At 38.7% G+C, this 16,977-nt stretch carries 15 protein-coding genes; 11 read left to right on the top strand and 4 right to left on the bottom strand.

The window, feature by feature from the left end; genetic code table 11:
- Positions 1 to 319 precede the first annotated feature (319 nt).
- From ACNKXV_RS06130 to ACNKXV_RS06115, 4 genes are all read left to right on the top strand, one after another.
- Positions 320 to 907 carry a HupE/UreJ family protein gene (locus ACNKXV_RS06130; protein ID WP_417906821.1) on the top strand — a complete coding sequence of 196 codons (588 nt, stop codon included), beginning with the start codon at positions 320 to 322 and terminating at the stop codon, positions 905 to 907.
- Positions 908 to 999: 92 nt separating this feature from the next.
- Positions 1,000 to 1,431 carry a deoxycytidylate deaminase gene (locus ACNKXV_RS06125; RefSeq protein ID WP_417906820.1) on the top strand — a complete coding sequence of 144 codons (432 nt, stop codon included), beginning with the start codon at positions 1,000 to 1,002 and terminating at the stop codon, positions 1,429 to 1,431.
- 29 nt (positions 1,432 to 1,460) lie between these two features.
- Entirely contained in the window at positions 1,461 to 3,020 is a 1,560-nt protein-coding gene (locus ACNKXV_RS06120) for a S41 family peptidase (RefSeq protein ID WP_417906819.1), read from the top strand.
- A 13-nt stretch (positions 3,021 to 3,033) separates the two neighbouring features.
- Entirely contained in the window at positions 3,034 to 3,336 is a 303-nt protein-coding gene (locus ACNKXV_RS06115) for a hypothetical protein (RefSeq protein WP_417906818.1), read from the top strand.
- 102 nt (positions 3,337 to 3,438) lie between these two features.
- Here ACNKXV_RS06115 and ACNKXV_RS06110 read toward each other — a convergent pair whose 3' ends face one another.
- Entirely contained in the window at positions 3,439 to 3,636 is a 198-nt protein-coding gene (locus ACNKXV_RS06110) for a hypothetical protein (RefSeq protein WP_417906817.1), read from the bottom strand.
- On the bottom strand, positions 3,633 to 4,214 hold the full coding sequence (locus tag ACNKXV_RS06105) for a MarC family protein (protein WP_417906816.1): 582 nt from the start codon (positions 4,212 to 4,214) through the stop codon (positions 3,633 to 3,635). Before ACNKXV_RS06105 ends, ACNKXV_RS06110 begins: the two co-directional genes overlap by 4 nt.
- Before the next feature lie 134 nt (positions 4,215 to 4,348).
- Between ACNKXV_RS06105 and ACNKXV_RS06100 the strand changes: the two genes are divergently transcribed.
- On the top strand, positions 4,349 to 4,930 hold the full coding sequence (locus ACNKXV_RS06100) for a DUF3109 family protein (protein WP_417906815.1): 582 nt from the start codon (positions 4,349 to 4,351) through the stop codon (positions 4,928 to 4,930).
- Here the strand turns inward: ACNKXV_RS06100 and ACNKXV_RS06095 are convergent.
- On the bottom strand, positions 4,915 to 7,068 hold the full coding sequence (locus ACNKXV_RS06095; protein ID WP_417906814.1) for a hypothetical protein: 2,154 nt from the start codon (positions 7,066 to 7,068) through the stop codon (positions 4,915 to 4,917). The genes ACNKXV_RS06100 and ACNKXV_RS06095 overlap by 16 nt on opposite strands.
- Positions 7,069 to 7,207: 139 nt before the next feature.
- Here ACNKXV_RS06095 and ACNKXV_RS06090 point away from each other — a divergent pair, with 139 nt between their 5' ends.
- The 6 genes from ACNKXV_RS06090 to ACNKXV_RS06065 all read left to right on the top strand — a co-directional run bounded on the left by ACNKXV_RS06090 (position 7,208) and on the right by ACNKXV_RS06065 (position 16,035).
- On the top strand, positions 7,208 to 8,203 hold the full coding sequence (locus tag ACNKXV_RS06090; protein ID WP_417906813.1) for a hypothetical protein: 996 nt from the start codon (positions 7,208 to 7,210) through the stop codon (positions 8,201 to 8,203).
- Positions 8,204 to 8,229: 26 nt separating this feature from the next.
- The gene (locus tag ACNKXV_RS06085) at positions 8,230 to 9,216 is read left to right on the top strand and encodes a hypothetical protein (RefSeq protein ID WP_417906812.1); all 987 of its coding nucleotides are present in this window, start codon (positions 8,230 to 8,232) and stop codon (positions 9,214 to 9,216) included.
- A gap of 11 nt (positions 9,217 to 9,227) precedes the next feature.
- The gene (locus tag ACNKXV_RS06080) at positions 9,228 to 10,463 is read left to right on the top strand and encodes an OmpA family protein (protein ID WP_417906811.1); all 1,236 of its coding nucleotides are present in this window, start codon (positions 9,228 to 9,230) and stop codon (positions 10,461 to 10,463) included.
- Between the two features lie 551 nt (positions 10,464 to 11,014).
- The gene (locus ACNKXV_RS06075) at positions 11,015 to 11,992 is read left to right on the top strand and encodes a ribonucleotide-diphosphate reductase subunit beta (protein WP_417906810.1); all 978 of its coding nucleotides are present in this window, start codon (positions 11,015 to 11,017) and stop codon (positions 11,990 to 11,992) included.
- Positions 11,993 to 12,141: 149 nt separating this feature from the next.
- Positions 12,142 to 14,601 carry a ribonucleoside-diphosphate reductase subunit alpha gene (locus ACNKXV_RS06070; RefSeq protein WP_417906809.1) on the top strand — a complete coding sequence of 820 codons (2,460 nt, stop codon included), beginning with the start codon at positions 12,142 to 12,144 and terminating at the stop codon, positions 14,599 to 14,601.
- Positions 14,602 to 14,688: 87 nt separating this feature from the next.
- Positions 14,689 to 16,035, top strand: coding sequence for a deoxyguanosinetriphosphate triphosphohydrolase (locus ACNKXV_RS06065; RefSeq protein WP_417906808.1), 1,347 nt, complete (start codon positions 14,689 to 14,691; stop codon positions 16,033 to 16,035).
- 2 nt (positions 16,036 to 16,037) lie between these two features.
- Here ACNKXV_RS06065 and ACNKXV_RS06060 read toward each other — a convergent pair whose 3' ends face one another.
- Complete coding sequence (locus ACNKXV_RS06060) at positions 16,038 to 16,931, bottom strand: DUF3078 domain-containing protein (RefSeq protein WP_417906979.1); 894 nt, start codon at positions 16,929 to 16,931, stop codon at positions 16,038 to 16,040.
- Positions 16,932 to 16,977: the final 46 nt, after the last annotated feature.

Here is a 16,977-nt window from a genome sequence, read left to right as displayed (position 1 = left end):
ACTGTAGATTCTCTTGAAACTACTGAGGTTGAGGTTGAAGTTGAGCAAGAACAACCACAGATCTAAGAATATTTACTTTCCTAAGATTTAAGCCCTGCATTGCGGGGCTTTTTTTATGCCGTTAATTTCAATTTAATAGTCATTCCATCTCTACAGTTCTAAGTGATTTAGAACGTAAAACCTCCATTAGAGCCATTTTAGCTTTTGTATTCAATAAAATTATAGCTTAGAGCGGTGAAGCGAAATACCTCTAAAATGGTATTTTTGCCAGTATTCTAAATAATTGTACTTTGGAGTTTTCCAGTTAATATTTCTATATATGTCTCAATTTTGGCTTTATTTCAAGCTTGGACTTGACCATGTTCTCGATTGGCAAGCATATGATCATGTGTTATTTTTAATTGTTCTGGTTGCATCTTATAGTTTTATAACCTGGAAAAGAGTGCTATGGCTGGTAACGCTTTTTACTTTAGGTCACACCCTGGCCCTGTTCCTTTCGGTATACGAGATCGTACAGGTAGATTCAAATTATGTGGAGTTTCTTATCCCCGTTACCATACTGGTTACCGCACTATTTGATATTGCGACGGCAGGGAGAAAAGTAAAAAACACCAACTTCAACATCCTTTATTTTTCAACCATTTTCTTCGGACTAATTCACGGTCTTGGATTTTCCTCCTATTTTAAAATGATAGCTTCAGGCACCAGTAATAAGTTCCTGCCATTAGTGGAATTTGCTTTGGGAATTGAAGCCGCTCAATTGATCGTTGTAATTGGAGTAATGATCTTAGGCTTTGTATTGCAGAATATACTGAATGTCTCTAAAAGGGACTGGATTCTCGTTTCAGCGTCAATCGTTATAGGGATCATCCTGCCTATACTTCAAAAAACTTTTATGGCCCTTTAGATATTCCCCCTTCAAAGCTTAACAATTCACAATAATCTTTTAATTTGCAGAGAATTAATATTAATCCCTGCAAAACCGGGTATCAGATTTTTATGAATAAGCAGAAGCAATTAAAATTTGATCGTGCGTATTTAAGAATAGCACGTGAATGGGGTAAATTATCTCATTGTAAAAGAAAACAGGTTGGCGCGTTAATTGTGAAGGATAGAATGATCATTTCTGATGGGTACAACGGAACTCCTTCTGGATTTGAGAATTTTTGTGAAGATGAAGAAGGATATACCAAATGGTACGTTTTACATGCTGAAGCCAATGCAATCTTAAAGGTGGCCGGTTCAACACAAAGTTGTAAAGATGCAACGCTGTACATCACCATGTCCCCCTGTAAAGAATGCAGTAAATTAATTCACCAGTCGGGTATAAAAAGACTGGTTTATATGATAGATTATAAGGACAATTCCGGGCTGGAGTTTCTAAAAAAAGCCGGCGTGGAACTGGAACAGATAACAGAACTTGAAAATTGAAAGGACGCACTAAAATATACATTCCTTTAATGCTCAGCATTGCATGTGCAGCAGGATTACTGCTGGGCGCCAAGCTGAATTTTGATACCGGGGATGAGCTATTTTCAGCCAACCCCAAAAAACAAAAATTAAACCGACTTATCGATTATATCGATTATGAATATGTAGACGATGTAAATACAGATAGCATCGTGGATATTACGGTTAACAGGATCCTGGAAAACCTCGACCCTCATTCGGTTTATATCCCAAAAGATGAATACAGCCGGGTAACCGAAAATATGAAAGGTGATTTTGTGGGAATAGGCGTTAGTTTCTACAAGGTAAAGGACACTATTGTAGTGATCCAGGCGCTTGAAGGCGGACCCAGTGCAAAATTGGGAATAAAAGGCGGCGACCGAATCCTTTATGCCAACGGGAATAAATTATTCAATAAAGGTATACCGGCAGATAGTATCACCAGTCATCTAAAGGGAAAGGAAAACACCAAAGTCTCCCTGAAGGTACTTCGTAAGGGAATGAAAGATCTGCTAACCTTTAATGTACGCCGTGGAATCGTTCCTTTAAAGAGTGTTGATGCTTATTATATGCTTACTGAAGATCTTGGATACATCAAGATCGATCGATTTTCTGAAACTACTTATAAGGAATTCAGCAAAGCTATAAAAAAATTAAAAAATCAGGGTGCAACCCAGATCGCTTTGGATTTACGCGATAATCCCGGCGGTTATTTATCTGAAGCTATTAATATAGCAGATGAATTTATCAAAGATGAAAAACTTATTCTGTTCACGAAAAATAAAAGTGGCGCCATTGAGGAGACTTTTGCCAAAAGGAAAGGAAGTTTTGAAAATGGAAAAGTATATGTGCTAATAAATGAAAATTCAGCTTCGGCAAGTGAAGTGGTAGCAGGAGCTTTACAGGATAATGATGTGGGAACCATTATAGGTAGACGCTCCTATGGGAAAGGCCTGGTGCAACGGGAAATGGAACTTGGTGATGGAAGTGCGGTGAGACTAACCATAGCACGATATTATACTCCTACAGGAAGATCCATTCAAAAGCCTTATGAGAATGGAAACAAAACCTATTTCAATGATTATATGCACCGTTATGAACAAGGTGAATTGAATAATGAAGATAGTATCATTGTCAATGATAGCCTGCGATATATCACACCCGGTGGAAAAGTTGTTTATGGCGGAGGCGGTATTATTCCCGATATTTTTGTTCCAAAGGATACCGATCCCGAAAAGGAAAAGCTCACCTTCCTGTTGAGAAGCGGCTATATGAGTAGATTTGTTTTTGATATCCTGGAAAAGGACAGAGAATATTACAATACCATTGATCGTGAAGATTTTAAAAGCAAGATCCAGATCACTGACGAAATGGTCGATGATTTTGACAGATATGTTGGCCAGACCAATCTTGGTGTCACCAGAACCAGTGACGCTAAAAAACCTTTATTAAAAAAGTTCATCAAAGCTGAAATCGCTCAACAACTCTTCGGTACGAATGTATTTGAACGATATTTAAATGAAGATGACCGAATAATCGATAAAGTCATTGAGTTGTCCCGGAAAAAATAATAATTTGGGTTGAATGAATGATATTTTAGAATATCTATCGGCCGTGTGGCCCTTAACCCCGTTGTTATTCTTTATACTCGCTGTTAGTTTCCGATTGTTGGATAACAGCACTTCCCTCTTTTTGCAAAAGGATATATTGGTATGTTCTTCTAACGTTTCAAAAAAGCTTATTAAACAGGAGATAGACCATCATTACGATCCAACTTTTAAAAGAAAGCTAAAATTCGCCCTTATTTTTAAACGCTTACATCAGGTATTCTTATTGATGGCAGCCAGCGCTTTACCTGTAAGTATCTTCTTATATTTTCTGCAATAAGAAACCAAAACTTATAATTCCTTACTAAATAATCTAAAGTGGGTTTCAAACTGAAATCCCGCAGAAATCAATTAAAGAAAATTTATTCCAGCCCTAACCGTTTTACGAATTATGCTTTTTTGATATAGTTCTTGAAACAAGAAGAATGGACATGAGAACGATTACACAAAGACAGGCTAAAATTACGATCACGGCATTCCCGCTATCCCCTTCAAAAATCGCTTCAAAATCCAGAGCACTTATGCTAAGTCCAATAAAAACAACGGCAAGAAAGATGATAAAATAAATAAAATACTTCATGTAAATAAATTCTGAATATTTGCTGCAAAAAGTTTTACGGCAATAGCTAATAGTATCACTCCAAAAACTTTTCTAATAACATTGATTCCCTGTGATCCTAAAAAACCTTCGATCTTGGCAGAAGATTTAAGAACCAGGTAGACAAATATAATATTGATTAAGATAGCCACAATGATATTTACGGTTTCATATTCAGCCTGAAGAGAAACAAGAGAAGTCATCGTTCCAGCACCTGCGATCAATGGGAAAGCCAGCGGAACTACAGAGGCAGTTTCCGGTGCATCATCCTTATAAAGACTTATTCCCAGAATCATTTCCAAAGCCAGAAAGAAAAGGATAAAAGACCCGGCGACGGCAAAAGAGTTTACATCTATCCCAATCAGGTTTAAAATTTCCTTTCCAAGAAATAAGAACACCACCATAATTATTCCCGCTACAATAGAGGCCTTCTCACTTTGTATATGGCCAACTTTTTTCCTCAGATCAATGATAATCGGGATATTTCCAATAATATCGATTACCGCAAAAAGGATCATCCCTGCAGTGAATATTTGCCTGAAATCTAACACTTTAAACATAACTTACTTCTTTCAAAATTGCCGGCAAAAGTACTTCATCTTTTCTAATTGACAATTCCTTTTCAGAGTTAAATTTCTGTAAATTTTAAGCGGTATTTTCTTCGTCTTAAAACATAGAAATTTATCTTTGTCCCATGTTTCAATTAGGTAAAACTTTAGTTTCAGAAGAGATCATTAAAAACGATTTCCTGTGTAACCTTTCTGCATGTAAAGGTGCTTGTTGTATAGATGGTGAAGCCGGGGCTCCCGTAGAACCTGAGGAGAGGGAGATCATGGAAAGAATATACCCCAAGGTGAAACCTTACCTTCGCAAGGAAGGGATCGAAGCTATTGAAGCACAGGGTGTCTACATAACCCGTGAAAACGGAGAAATTGAAACTCCGCTTATCAATGAAGCAGATTGCGCGTATGTTACTTTTGATGATAAAGGCACCGCACTTTGTGCCATTGAAGAAGCATACAATCAGGGAGATATCGACTGGAAGAAACCGGTCTCCTGCCACCTTTATCCGGTGCGAATTCAGGAATATTCCACCTTTTCTGCGGTAAATTATCACCGCTGGGAAATTTGTGATGACGCCTGTAGCCTGGGAGCAGAATTACAAGTGCCTATTTACAAGTTCGTCAAAGAAGCTTTGGTTAGAAAATTTGGTGAAGATTGGTATAAGGAGCTGGAAAAAGTTGCTGAAGAAATTAAACCTCAAACTCCCCAGTAGCGCTTTGCCTGCTGTTTTATCGCGGAAAATTCCTGTGACCCCGTAATTACTGAAAGTTCCTTTTTAAATAGGCTGAAGATCGCAATAGACGACCAGTAATCCCATTTTTTTATTTTTCCTAATTCTGAAAGGGCTGAATCGGGTTGATTTTTGGCAGCATAAATTAAGGCCAGTCCAAAATGATCTTTTATCTCTTTAAAATTCTGTACCAAATTATTTAATTGATCCATTTCATTTAACTGAAAATGAATCAGCGCTTTTAAATTATCGACTCCGTTCCCGGCCCACCCAACTTTTAACTCCTCAAGCAAAGGTTTTGCTTCTTCATATTTTTCAATATGGTACAATCCTACAGCCTCATAGAAATAACTGGTAGTCCATTCGGCATTTAAAACCTGTATTTGCCTAGCCTGTCTTATGGAAGTTTTAAAATTTCCATTAATTAAATGAGCCAATGAGAGATTGCTAATGGCTTCCGGTGATAAAGGATTTAACTCTACAGCTTTTGTGGAGTTTACAAGCGCTAAATCTGGCTCTCCCGTAATGTTATAAGACCAGCCCAGCCAATTGTAGGCATCAGAATAACTCGGTCTTTTCTTTATAGCTTTTTTAAGGTCTTTTATCGTTTTATCCACTCTGCCCTTATCTCCCCATAGAAGGCCTAAAGTTGCATAGGTTTCAGCCAGATCCGGCTCCAGTTCTTTTGCCTTAAGAGCAGCAGTTCTCGCCTCATTCATCATTTTATCATTGTAGGACACATAGCCATAATCCTGCAAAAGAATAATTGAATCTGCGAGGCCCACATATGCCAATGCATAGGCAGGATCCAGTTCAAGGGATTTTTTGAACAAATTTATAGCGGTTCGTATCCCATTTTCAGTTCTTTGATCAAAATGCCATCTTGCCTGCGCACATAAACAATATGCTTCAAGGTTATTTGCAGGAGATTTACCTATTTTTTCTTTCTCTCCTGCATCAAGTTTTAATTTAAGGGAATCGGTAATTTTTGAGGTGATCTCTTCCTGTATCTTGAATATATTGTCAACATTCAGTTTTCTCAGGTAAGTTTCGGCCCAGACCTGTCTGTCTTCTTCAGCATTAATTAACCGCACATTGATTTTAATGGTTCCGGTCATTTCTATCACTTCTCCGGCAACCATCCAGTTAACCTTTAACCTTTCAGCAATTTCCGGGACGCTATCGTTTGCTTCTTTATATTGAAGAACAGAAGTTCGGGAAATTACATGTAACCCGGCCAGAGCAGAAAGTTTAATAAGTATATCGCTGTGAATGGCCTGTGTAAGGGTAGAAACATCCTGCATGCCAATACTTTCAAAGGGAAGAACAGCTATTCGGTTTTTAATTTTTGGAGACTTTTTAACCTGGTTATGAGAAATTTCTCCATTATTAAAACCATTGCCGTTTTGTAGCTCCTGTATAGTTTTGATAAACCTTTCAGAGGGCTCTTCTTCATATTCAGCATAATAATTATTCAGGAATTCGCGGTAAACATTCTGAGCCAGTTGAACCTCCCCAAAAGACATGAGGGAACTTACCCAGTGAATGCAATCGCTCTCTTCAGGAATATTCAATTCCAGGGACCTTCGGGTATAAGTTTGAAGATCTTTAGTATTACCGCTATTGATAAGTGATTTGATGTATTCAGAAACAGAGGTGCCGGCCATATTTTTTAAGCGTTGCCTTTCATTTTCCAGCCAGAATTCAAATTCGGCAGAGGTTTGAGAAACATAAAAACCTTTTAACAAATCTCCTCTGTAAAGGTTCATAGCTTCGGTGACCTTATTGCTTTTAATCAGCCTTTCAAAATTTTGAACATCACATTCAAAAAGCTCTCTGTTAAGTTGAATTTCCTCTCCGCCACGATTAAGGATAGCATCATTCCCAAAGGTTTTTCGAATATGATAAAGGATATTACTAAGAGAATTCCGGGCGCTTTTTTGTCCCATTTCCGGCCAGAAAAGCGGAAGCAGACTATCTCTGCGAATATATCCAAAAGGTCTTTTTAATAGCAGGTACACCAGCAAGGCAAGACGCTTGGGTCCGGTTAAAAATGACTGCGCCAACTCTCCGTCCGGCTTCCTGATCTCGGCAGGACCTAAAATATCAACCTGAACCATTTACCTGATAATTAACCTCTTAGACACTCATCTAAGATACAAAACAGATTTAACAAAGAGTGCAGGATTAAATTAGACGAAAAAGCAATATGAAACATCCATTCAAATCAACTTTTCAATTCATTTAAAATTAAAGATCATGAAAACAATTTATTCTTCCAATCGACTAAAAGCCCTCTATTTCCTGCTACTCAGTTTGTTAATAAGCATTTTCACCGCCTGTGAAAAAGAAGACATTTCAAACCTGGAATCTGAAGTTACTACAGTGAATTTGTCTGGTGAAGATTCTCCTGAAAATTCTAAAAAGATCATTGTAAAAAGTGAAGGCATGAATTTTATCGTTCCCAGAGAAATCAATTCTGGCTGGAATACTTTTCGTTATGAAAATGGCACCGCCAATCCTCATTTTTTTGTTATTGAAAAATTACCTGAAGGTAAAACGGTGGAGGATAGCAAAAATGAAATTGTACCACTATTTCAAGCGGGAATGGATCTTATAGGACAGGGAAAACCAGATGAAGCAATGAATGTTTTTTTCTCCCTTCCATCCTGGTACTGGGGAGTGGTATTACAGGGAGGACCGGGATTGGTTTCTCCAAATAGGGCTGCTGAATCTACAGTATATATGACGCCGGGGAACTACGTAATAGAATGTTATGTGAAAACCAAAAATGGGATTTTTCATTCTTCTATAGGAATGATTGAAGGAATTAAAGTAAATGATAAGCCTTCCAAAATCAAAGAACCTAAATCCACTATAGACCTTTCGATCTCAAGCACCAATGGCATCCAGGTTTCAGGTAAAATTAGACCGGGCCATCATGTGGTTTCTGTATATTTTGAAGATCAGGCAACGTACGGCCATTTTTTAGGTCATGATGTTCATCTGGTTAAATTATCTCCGGAGGCAAATATTGACGAATTGAATACCTGGATGAATTGGATGGATCCTGACCAGTTTAAAACCCCTGCACCAGATGGAGTGGAGTTTATGGGAGGAATGCAGGAATTACCCCATTCACAAAAAGGTTATTTCTCGGTAAATTTAACGCCTGGCACCTATGCATGGATCTCCGAAGTCCCGGATCCCAGAAGCAAGAATATGCTTAAAACATTCACTGTCCCACACAATTGATCCTAACCAACCTAAAAAATAACATTATGAAGTTTAAAGCCACATTCGTTACAGGCACTCTGCTATTATTAACCTTAAATTTTTCAGCCTGCAAGGAAAAGATGGAGGTGAAAGAAGAAAGTATAAGTTTGAAAGACTATTCCAATGACAAAAGATCTTCGGCTGCAGAATATACACCAGTAACTGTTACCTCTAAAGGAATGAATTTTGAACTGCCTAAAAAGATCAAAAGCGGGTGGCAGGAATTCCGGTATGAGAATAAATCTGGTGACACTCATTTTTTCATCTTGGAAAAACTTCCGGAAGGGAAACATATTGAAGATTCTAAAAAAGAGGTAGTCCCTGTATTTGATGCAGCCATGCAACTTATAAATCAAGGTGAGGCTGAAAAAGGTTTTGAAAAATTTGGCGAGTTACCGGAATGGTTCTCTCAAATTCAGTTCTTAGGAGGAGCCGGTCTGGTTTCACCCGGTCACACCGCCTACACTACTCTAAACCTTGAGCCTGGGAATTACCTGCTTGAATGTTATGTAAAAATGCCCAATGGCAGCTTTCATTCTACCATGGGGATGCTGGAAGAAATAGAGGTTATTTCAGCTAAATCTAATCACAGCGAGCCGGAAGCTGAAAATGTTGTGAATATTTCCACTGCTAATGGAATAGTCCTGGAAAACAAAATTAAGCCCGGACTTCAGACATTTAAGGTGAATTTTCTGGACCAGAAGACCTATAGCAATTTTGTAGGCCATGATGTAAATCTGCTGCGTTATGATTCTGATAAAGATCTGGTTACTTTAAATAAGTGGGTGAACTGGTTAGAGGTTGGCTCCCTAACCTCCCCGGCACCTGAAAATCTCGTTTTTCTGGGAGGCACGCAAGAACTTCCGGGAGGTTCCACAGCATATTTCACCGCAGATCTTAAGCCGGGAAAATATGCTCTTGTTTCTGAAATACCAGATCCCAAATCCCATAATATGCTCTTAACCTTCGAGATAAATGAGGAAGAACTTTAAAGCATAGGATTATGAAAACACCAATAATTTTACTGGCAATTTTTTGTTTTAGTCTGACCGGGAATGCGCAGATTTTAAAAAAGATTAAAAAAAGTACTACCAGGGCGGTTGAAAATGTGATCGTTAATAAAACAGCGGAAAAAGCATCAACCGAAACCGGGAAAGTGATGGACACTATTCTGAATCCCAAGATTCAAAAGCAACCCCGGGAGACTTCCAATAAGGTGCCGTCCAGCACTAATCCAGATTCGAATTCCGCAGCATCAACAGATCTTTGGACAACCTATGATTTTGTACCAGGTTCCAATCTGATATTTACAGACGACCTTAGTACCGAAAAAGTAGGCGAATTTCCCTCGAGATGGGATTTGGTTAGGGGTAATGCAGAAAATGTGGTCCTAAATGGAGAAATAGTTATCCAACTAAATAACAAGTCTATTGTTACTCCGCTTATTAGCAGCGAAAATTATCTTTCAGATGTATTCACCATAGAGTTTGATGCTTATTTTGAAAATGTGTACGGTTCCTGGCAAAAATATTTAATAAGGTTTTATAAGGGGGATCATTCCTATCTCAAACTTGGAGAAGGAAATTTCATTTATCCTTTACAAATACAGCATAACGGTGCCAGCATTGCACTAAAAGAATCAAATAACAGAAGAACATTCGAGAATTTAGGAAGCAATAATCCAAGTGGATTTTCCGGCTGGAAACATATCGCCATTTCCTATAATAAAAGGGCTTTAAAGGTATATATGGACGAAGAGCGTGTGCTCAATATCCCTAATATTCAGTTGCACCCGGAGATAATGAGTATTGAAGGAGATACTCACAAGGATTATTTGAAAGCCATCAAAAATATTCGAATTGCAAAAGGTGGTTTGGAATTATATGAAAAGGTAATGGAAGAAGGAAAGTTTATCACCCATGGGATCCTTTTTGATGTAAACAAAGCTTCCATAAAACCGGAATCTGGCGGAATTCTACGTGAAATATCTGAATTATTAAAAACACATACAGACTTAAAATTCCGGATAGAAGGTAATACAGATTCAGACGGGGAACCGGATTACAACCTTGAGCTTTCCAATAAAAGAGCCATGGCAGTGAAAGATGCACTGTTGAAAATGGGTATAGAAGAAAGCAGGCTGGAAGCGCAGGGGAATGGAGAAGCAAACCCGATCGCAGATAATCAAACTGCCGAAGGTAAAGCTCAAAACCGAAGAGTTGAATTCATAAAATTATAGAGGGAACCTTCAGTTTGGCAATTTATCCAACCTTTATTACTGCTCAGCTTTTACTTTAATATTAAAACATTAAATCTATTACCCTAATAATGCGTAAATTAGCAATGAATTTCAGTACTCCCCCCTTTTAATTGATTTAAAAAAAATCATTGCTTTCATAATAGCATTCGAATGCAGAATTTATTTTTTACCCCACAAATTTTAATAGGTGGCCAGCCAAAAAATTAATTCTGTTTTCTAGAAAACCGGCACTAGTGGCCGGTTTTCGCATTTTAACTTACCCTCTTTTCTTCAATTTTTACGCAAGTTTTCATCTGTGAATTACTCTGGTAAAATTTCTTCTTACTAAAATTATTAACAAGTTATAAACCACTGATTTTACAGCACTTAATCTACAGGTTTAACAAAATACTATGAAAAATGCAGCTTTTATTGTGTTGACAACTTTGTTGAAAACGTTTAAGCCAAATCGTAGCATTATATGTCTGATTTTTAAATATTTGTTAAGGATATTATAATAAAATCCAATAATGCTTAAATAACCAACAACCATGTCTCAGATAGAACCCATTTTACAGGAGAATAAAGATCGCTTCGTGATCTTTCCAATAAAACATCATGACATATGGGATTGGTATAAAAAAATGGAAGCCTGCTTCTGGACTGCTGAAGAAATTGATCTTCATCAGGATCTTACCGACTGGAGCAATAAGCTAAGTCCGGATGAGCGTTATTTCATTAAACACATACTTGCTTTTTTCGCAGCCTCAGATGGAATTGTGAATGAAAATCTGGCTGAAAATTTTGTAAATGAAGTTCAATATTCTGAAGCAAAATTCTTTTACGGTTTCCAGATCATGATGGAGAATATCCATTCTGAGACTTATTCTTTACTTATCGACACTTATGTAAAAGATGATCGCGAGAAGGATAAACTGTTCAAGGCTATTGAAGTATTTCCTGCCATTAAAAGAAAAGCAGACTGGGCTCTTAAGTGGATAGAATCTGATTCGTTTGCAGAAAGGCTTATAGCATTTGCTGCGGTAGAAGGGATTTTCTTTTCCGGAGCTTTCTGTTCGATCTTCTGGCTTAAAAAGCGTGGCCTTATGCCGGGCTTAACCTTCTCAAACGAGCTTATTTCCAGAGATGAAGGCATACACTGTGACTTTGCAGTTCACCTACACAACAAGCATCTGGTGAATAAAGTACCAAAACAAAAAATAAGAGAGATCCTAATCGATGCTCTAAATATAGAACGTGAGTTCGTAACCGAATCACTTCCGGTGAGTTTAATTGGCATGAATGCCAAGCTAATGACCCAATACCTGGAATTTGTTACAGACAGATTGCTGGTTGAACTGGAGTGTGAAAAAGAATTCAACGTATCCAATCCTTTTGATTTTATGGATATGATCAACCTGCAAGGGAAAACTAACTTTTTTGAAAAGAGAGTAAGTGAATACCAGAAAGCGGGAGTTATGAATAAGGATAAAGAATCAGACGAGATCAGCTTTGATGCTGATTTCTAAAGTGCAACTGCGCTGGGAACCCCAACCCGGCGCAAGTTGAACTTTATTTCTCACTAAAAATTTTAATTTATTAATCTGGTTTCACCGCCGGGCAGAGATGTTATTGCTCTTTATCAAAAGCTCTCCGCCACCTGATAAAATAGTCGCTTATGTTTGTAGTTAAAAGAGACGGGAGAAAGGAACCCGTGATGTTTGACAAAATTACCGCCAGGGTAAAAAAACTATGTTACGGTCTTAATGAGCTGGTAGATCCTGTGAAGGTTGCCATGAGAGTTATTGAGGGATTATACGACAATGTATCCACAAGTGAATTGGATAATCTTGCTGCTGAGATCGCCGCAACCATGACCACCTCGCATCCCGATTATGCTAAACTTGCTGCCAGAATCTCTGTTTCCAACCTGCATAAGAATACGAAGAAATCATTTTCTGAAGTAATGACAGATCTCTATGAGTACGTGAATCCACGTACCGGTGAAAAAGCACCCTTACTATCAAATGAAGTGTATGAGGTTATAATGCAGAATAAAGAAAAACTGGATTCAACTATTATTTATAACCGTGATTTTGGCTACGACTATTTTGGCTTTAAAACCCTGGAGCGCTCCTATCTTTTAAAACTTAACGGTGAAATTGCTGAACGACCTCAGCATATGCTAATGCGTGTTTCTATTGGAATACACGTAGACAATCTTGACGCCGCCATAGAAACCTATGAGCTTATGTCCAAGAAATTCTTCACCCATGCTACGCCTACTCTTTTTAATTCAGGAACGCCAAAACCTCAAATGTCTTCCTGCTTTCTATTAACTATGAAAGACGATAGCATCGATGGCATCTACGACACTTTAAAGCAAACAGCCAAGATCTCTCAATCTGCCGGAGGAATAGGGCTTTCCATCCATAATGTTCGGGCAACCGGCTCATATATTTCCGGTACTAACGGTACTTCCAACGGGATCGTTCCAATGCTACGCGTCTTTAATGATACCGCGCGTTATGTGGATCAGGGCGGTGGTAAAAGAAAAGGATCATTTGCCATTTATGTGGAACCGTGGCATGCCGATATTTTTGATTTTCTTGACCTGAAAAAGAACCATGGGAAGGAAGAAATGCGTGCCCGTGATCTTTTTTATGCCATGTGGATGCCAGATCTGTTTATGAAAAGAGTGCAGGATGATGGAAAATGGACCTTGATGTGTCCACACGAATGTCCCGGACTTTATGATACCTATGGTGACGAATTTGAAGCCATGTATGAGAAATATGAAGCTGAAGATAAAGGCAGAAGAACGATCAAGGCCAGAGATTTATGGGAGAAGATCATGGAATCACAAATTGAGACCGGTACTCCCTACATGCTCTATAAAGATGCAGCGAACCGAAAATCCAATCAAAAGAACCTTGGAACCATTCGCTCTTCCAATCTATGTACCGAAATTCTTGAGTACACCAGCGAAGATGAAGTAGCCGTTTGTAACCTTGCCTCCATCGCGCTTCCTATGTTTGTTAAAGGCAATGAGTTTGATCATAAAGAACTTTATAAGATCACCAAAAGGGTAACTAAAAACTTAAATAAGGTAATAGACCGTAATTATTACCCGGTAAAAGAAGCTGAAAATTCCAATATGAGACACCGTCCAGTAGGACTGGGAGTTCAGGGGCTGGCAGATGCCTTTATTAAATTGAGAATGCCTTTCACCTCTGATGAAGCAAAAAAACTGAACCAGGAGATCTTTGAAACCCTTTATTTCGCTGCGGTAACGGCTTCCATGGAATTGGCAAAAGAAGAAGGCCCTTATTCCACATTTGAAGGCTCCCCAATAAGCAAAGGAGAGTTTCAATATAATATGTGGGGGATCAAAGATGAAGAGCTGAGTGGCCGATGGGACTGGGCAAAATTACGCAAACAGGTGATGAAAAATGGAGTTAGAAATTCCTTGTTGCTCGCACCAATGCCTACCGCATCAACCTCTCAGATATTAGGTAATAATGAAGCTTTTGAACCATATACTTCCAACATATACACACGCAGGGTCCTTTCAGGAGAGTTTATTGTGGTTAACAAACATTTACTGGAGGACCTTGTTTCTAAAAATTTATGGAATGAAGAAGTGAAAAACGCCATTATGAGAAATAACGGCTCTGTTCAGGATATAGATGTGATCCCGGAAGATCTAAAAGAATTATACAAGACTGTATGGGAAATGAGCATGAAAGATATTATCGATATGTCTCGCCACAGAGGATATTTTATAGATCAGTCACAGTCGCTAAACCTGTTCATGGAAAATGCGAGTTACAGCAAATTAACATCCATGCATTTTTATGCCTGGAAAAGCGGACTTAAGACCGGCATGTATTATTTAAGAACAAAATCTGCCGTGGATGCCATTAAATTCACTCTGGAAAAGGAGAAGAAAAAAGAACCTGTACCGGAGATGGCTACAGCTATGGAAATCTCTTCAGAAAAAATAATGGAAGATGTCAAAGTCCAGCAATCATCTCTTAAAGAAGGCGAAGGGGCATTGACGCCTGAAGAACTTAAAGCACTTATTGCTCAATCCAGGGAAGCTGAAGGCGATGACTGCCTGATGTGCGGATCGTAAAAATCTGGCTAATTCAAATTTGAATTGAGAAGGGGAAGTAGTTATTGCTTCCCTTTTTTATATTTTTGAGCCACAACAATAGATTATATGAACTGGGACCAACTTTTATCGCTTAAAAGATTCGGAGATAAACATAAAAGATTAAGAAAAGAACAAAATGAAACCCGTCTGGGTTTTGAGGTGGATTATGATCGTATCATATTTTCTTCAGCTTTCCGAAGTCTTCAGGATAAAACGCAGGTGATCCCGCTTTCTAAAACAGATTTTGTCCATACCCGGCTTACGCATAGTCTGGAAGTTTCGGTAGTTGGAAGATCTTTGGGAAGATTGACCGGTCAAAAATTGCTGGAAAAACATCCGCATTTAAAAGACACTTTTGGCTACCAGATGAACGATTTTGGAGCCATTGTCGCGGCTGCAGCCCTGGCGCATGATATTGGAAATCCTCCCTTTGGACATTCCGGAGAAAAGGCGATTGGGGAATACTTTAGTCATGGAAATGGAAAGCGCTTTAAAGACCAGCTTTCAGAAAAAGAATTTCAGGATCTGGTGAAATTTGAGGGTAATGCTAACGGCTTCAGAATACTTACTGAAAACCGACCGGGAATTACAGGAGGACTCCGACTGTCCTATGCAACCCTTGGAGCTTTTACAAAATACCCAAAGGAATCCCTTCCGCATAAGCCATCGGCCAAAATTGAAGATAAAAAGTTCGGTTTCTTTCAGAGTGAAAAGGAAACATTTCAGGAAGTTGCGGAAGAACTCGGTCTTAAAAAAACGCGTGAAGGAGAAAATATTGGCTATGCAAGACATCCATTAGCATTTTTGGTGGAAGCTGCAGATGATATTTGTTATACCATCATAGATTTTGAAGACGGGATCAACCTTGGCTTAATCGACGAAGATTATGCTCTGGAATACCTTATCAAACTGGTTAAGGATAACATCAATACCTCAAAATATCATGAACTAAAAAGCACGGCCGACAGGCTGGCATATTTAAGAGCTCTTGCCATAAATACTCTAATCACTGAAGCTGCTGATATATTTCTTCAAAATGAGGAAGCGATCTTAAATGGTGAATTTCATGACTCCCTTTTTGACAGAAGCAGTTATGAGGCTCAGATAAAAGACATCATAAAAATAAGTGTCGAGAAGATCTATCAAAGTGAAGAAGTTATCGGGAAAGAGATCGCAGGATACAAAATGTTATCCTATTTGCTTGATATTTACACGAAGGCCCTGTTACCGGAAAACAATGTGGAAGAGTCTAATTTCACAAAACTGGTCCTAAAATCTGTTCCGCAATTAGAGCCATTACAGGACAGTGAATCTGTGTATGAAAAATTAATTGGGATCTGCTCTTATACAGCTTCCCTGACAGATGGATTGACGGTAGCCTCCTTTAAAAGATATAAAGGTCAGAGTATTTAGTACTAAAATTCATATACCACACCCACACCAAGCATTTGCTTGAGTTGCACACGGGGGCCGGAGGTTTCCAACTTCCCGTCCCCGTTGGTATCTTCCTTGAATTTTACATCGTCATCATACCTTATATGTGAACCAACATTGGCCTTAACAAAATCGTTCACTTTCATGTTCACATTCAATTGCCAGTCGACATCCACATTTCCGAACTTATTGAGATAATCTGAATATAAACTCAACTGGTTATTAAGATTGATATTGTCAAAAACTTCCCGACTAAATTCACTGGTGACTAGAAAACCAAATTCCGTTCGTACATTTTCTCCTTCCTGAATGATATTTCCAAGCTGATCTGTTACCGCAGGCTGCACCCCAAACATCCCTTCGTTGGCCAACCGCTGGTCCATTACAAAAGTTGATTTAAAAGTTATGGGAGACAGGTAAACAGTAAGGTCTTCATCTGGATGTGAATATTCTGTTCCCACCCCTAAAAACGTATAACCGGGAGCCATGAATCTGGAGATTGCCACCTCGGTATCGGGATATTTATATCCGTTGGAAAACTGCGTGTTAAAACTAAATTTTCCTGAATAATACCAGTTTGAAGTACTATCACTTCTAAAGCCGAAGGAGGAACTTAGACGCAATTCATCTTCAGTCTTCCTGATTTCCCGTCCTTCCTGAGCATTGATCCCGTAGCGCAACTTAGCCGAGTTCTTCCACATGGTGAGGTCTCTTTGAAAATTCCTATCGAAACTTGCATAGAACAAAGCTGAAACCGAGTTATTACCTCCGGAATGCCAGTTAACAAAGGCCACTTCGCTAAGGTTCATCCCAAAAGTGTTCTTTTCTGTCCAGTAAATAAGCATGGAATCTGAAGTCGTGGTATCCTTAACCACCGTGGCCGTGGTATCGTTGACCGCGATATGCCTGACTTCTGAAGCC

It is taken from the genome of Christiangramia aquimixticola, from assembly GCF_048285835.1.
Lineage (GTDB): Bacteria > Bacteroidota > Bacteroidia > Flavobacteriales > Flavobacteriaceae > Christiangramia > Christiangramia aquimixticola.
The sequence above is the reverse complement of the archived record's forward strand: the minus strand, read 5'-3'. Positions and strand labels throughout refer to the sequence as shown.

What these genes read in the sequence shown, in the direction of transcription:
- ACNKXV_RS06130 (WP_417906821.1), top strand. Translation starts at nt 320, where the DNA reads ATGTCTCAATTTTGGCTTTATTTCAAGCTTGGACTTGACCATGTTCTC.
- ACNKXV_RS06125 (WP_417906820.1), top strand. Translation starts at nt 1,000, where the DNA reads ATGAATAAGCAGAAGCAATTAAAATTTGATCGTGCGTATTTAAGAATA.
- ACNKXV_RS06120 (WP_417906819.1), top strand. Translation starts at nt 1,461, where the DNA reads ATGCTCAGCATTGCATGTGCAGCAGGATTACTGCTGGGCGCCAAGCTG.
- ACNKXV_RS06115 (WP_417906818.1), top strand. Translation starts at nt 3,034, where the DNA reads ATGAATGATATTTTAGAATATCTATCGGCCGTGTGGCCCTTAACCCCG.
- ACNKXV_RS06110 (WP_417906817.1), bottom strand. Translation starts at nt 3,636, where the DNA reads ATGAAGTATTTTATTTATTTTATCATCTTTCTTGCCGTTGTTTTTATT.
- ACNKXV_RS06105 (WP_417906816.1), bottom strand. Translation starts at nt 4,214, where the DNA reads ATGTTTAAAGTGTTAGATTTCAGGCAAATATTCACTGCAGGGATGATC.
- ACNKXV_RS06100 (WP_417906815.1), top strand. Translation starts at nt 4,349, where the DNA reads ATGTTTCAATTAGGTAAAACTTTAGTTTCAGAAGAGATCATTAAAAAC.
- ACNKXV_RS06095 (WP_417906814.1), bottom strand. Translation starts at nt 7,068, where the DNA reads ATGGTTCAGGTTGATATTTTAGGTCCTGCCGAGATCAGGAAGCCGGAC.
- ACNKXV_RS06090 (WP_417906813.1), top strand. Translation starts at nt 7,208, where the DNA reads ATGAAAACAATTTATTCTTCCAATCGACTAAAAGCCCTCTATTTCCTG.
- ACNKXV_RS06085 (WP_417906812.1), top strand. Translation starts at nt 8,230, where the DNA reads ATGAAGTTTAAAGCCACATTCGTTACAGGCACTCTGCTATTATTAACC.
- ACNKXV_RS06080 (WP_417906811.1), top strand. Translation starts at nt 9,228, where the DNA reads ATGAAAACACCAATAATTTTACTGGCAATTTTTTGTTTTAGTCTGACC.
- ACNKXV_RS06075 (WP_417906810.1), top strand. Translation starts at nt 11,015, where the DNA reads ATGTCTCAGATAGAACCCATTTTACAGGAGAATAAAGATCGCTTCGTG.
- ACNKXV_RS06070 (WP_417906809.1), top strand. Translation starts at nt 12,142, where the DNA reads ATGTTTGTAGTTAAAAGAGACGGGAGAAAGGAACCCGTGATGTTTGAC.
- ACNKXV_RS06065 (WP_417906808.1), top strand. Translation starts at nt 14,689, where the DNA reads ATGAACTGGGACCAACTTTTATCGCTTAAAAGATTCGGAGATAAACAT.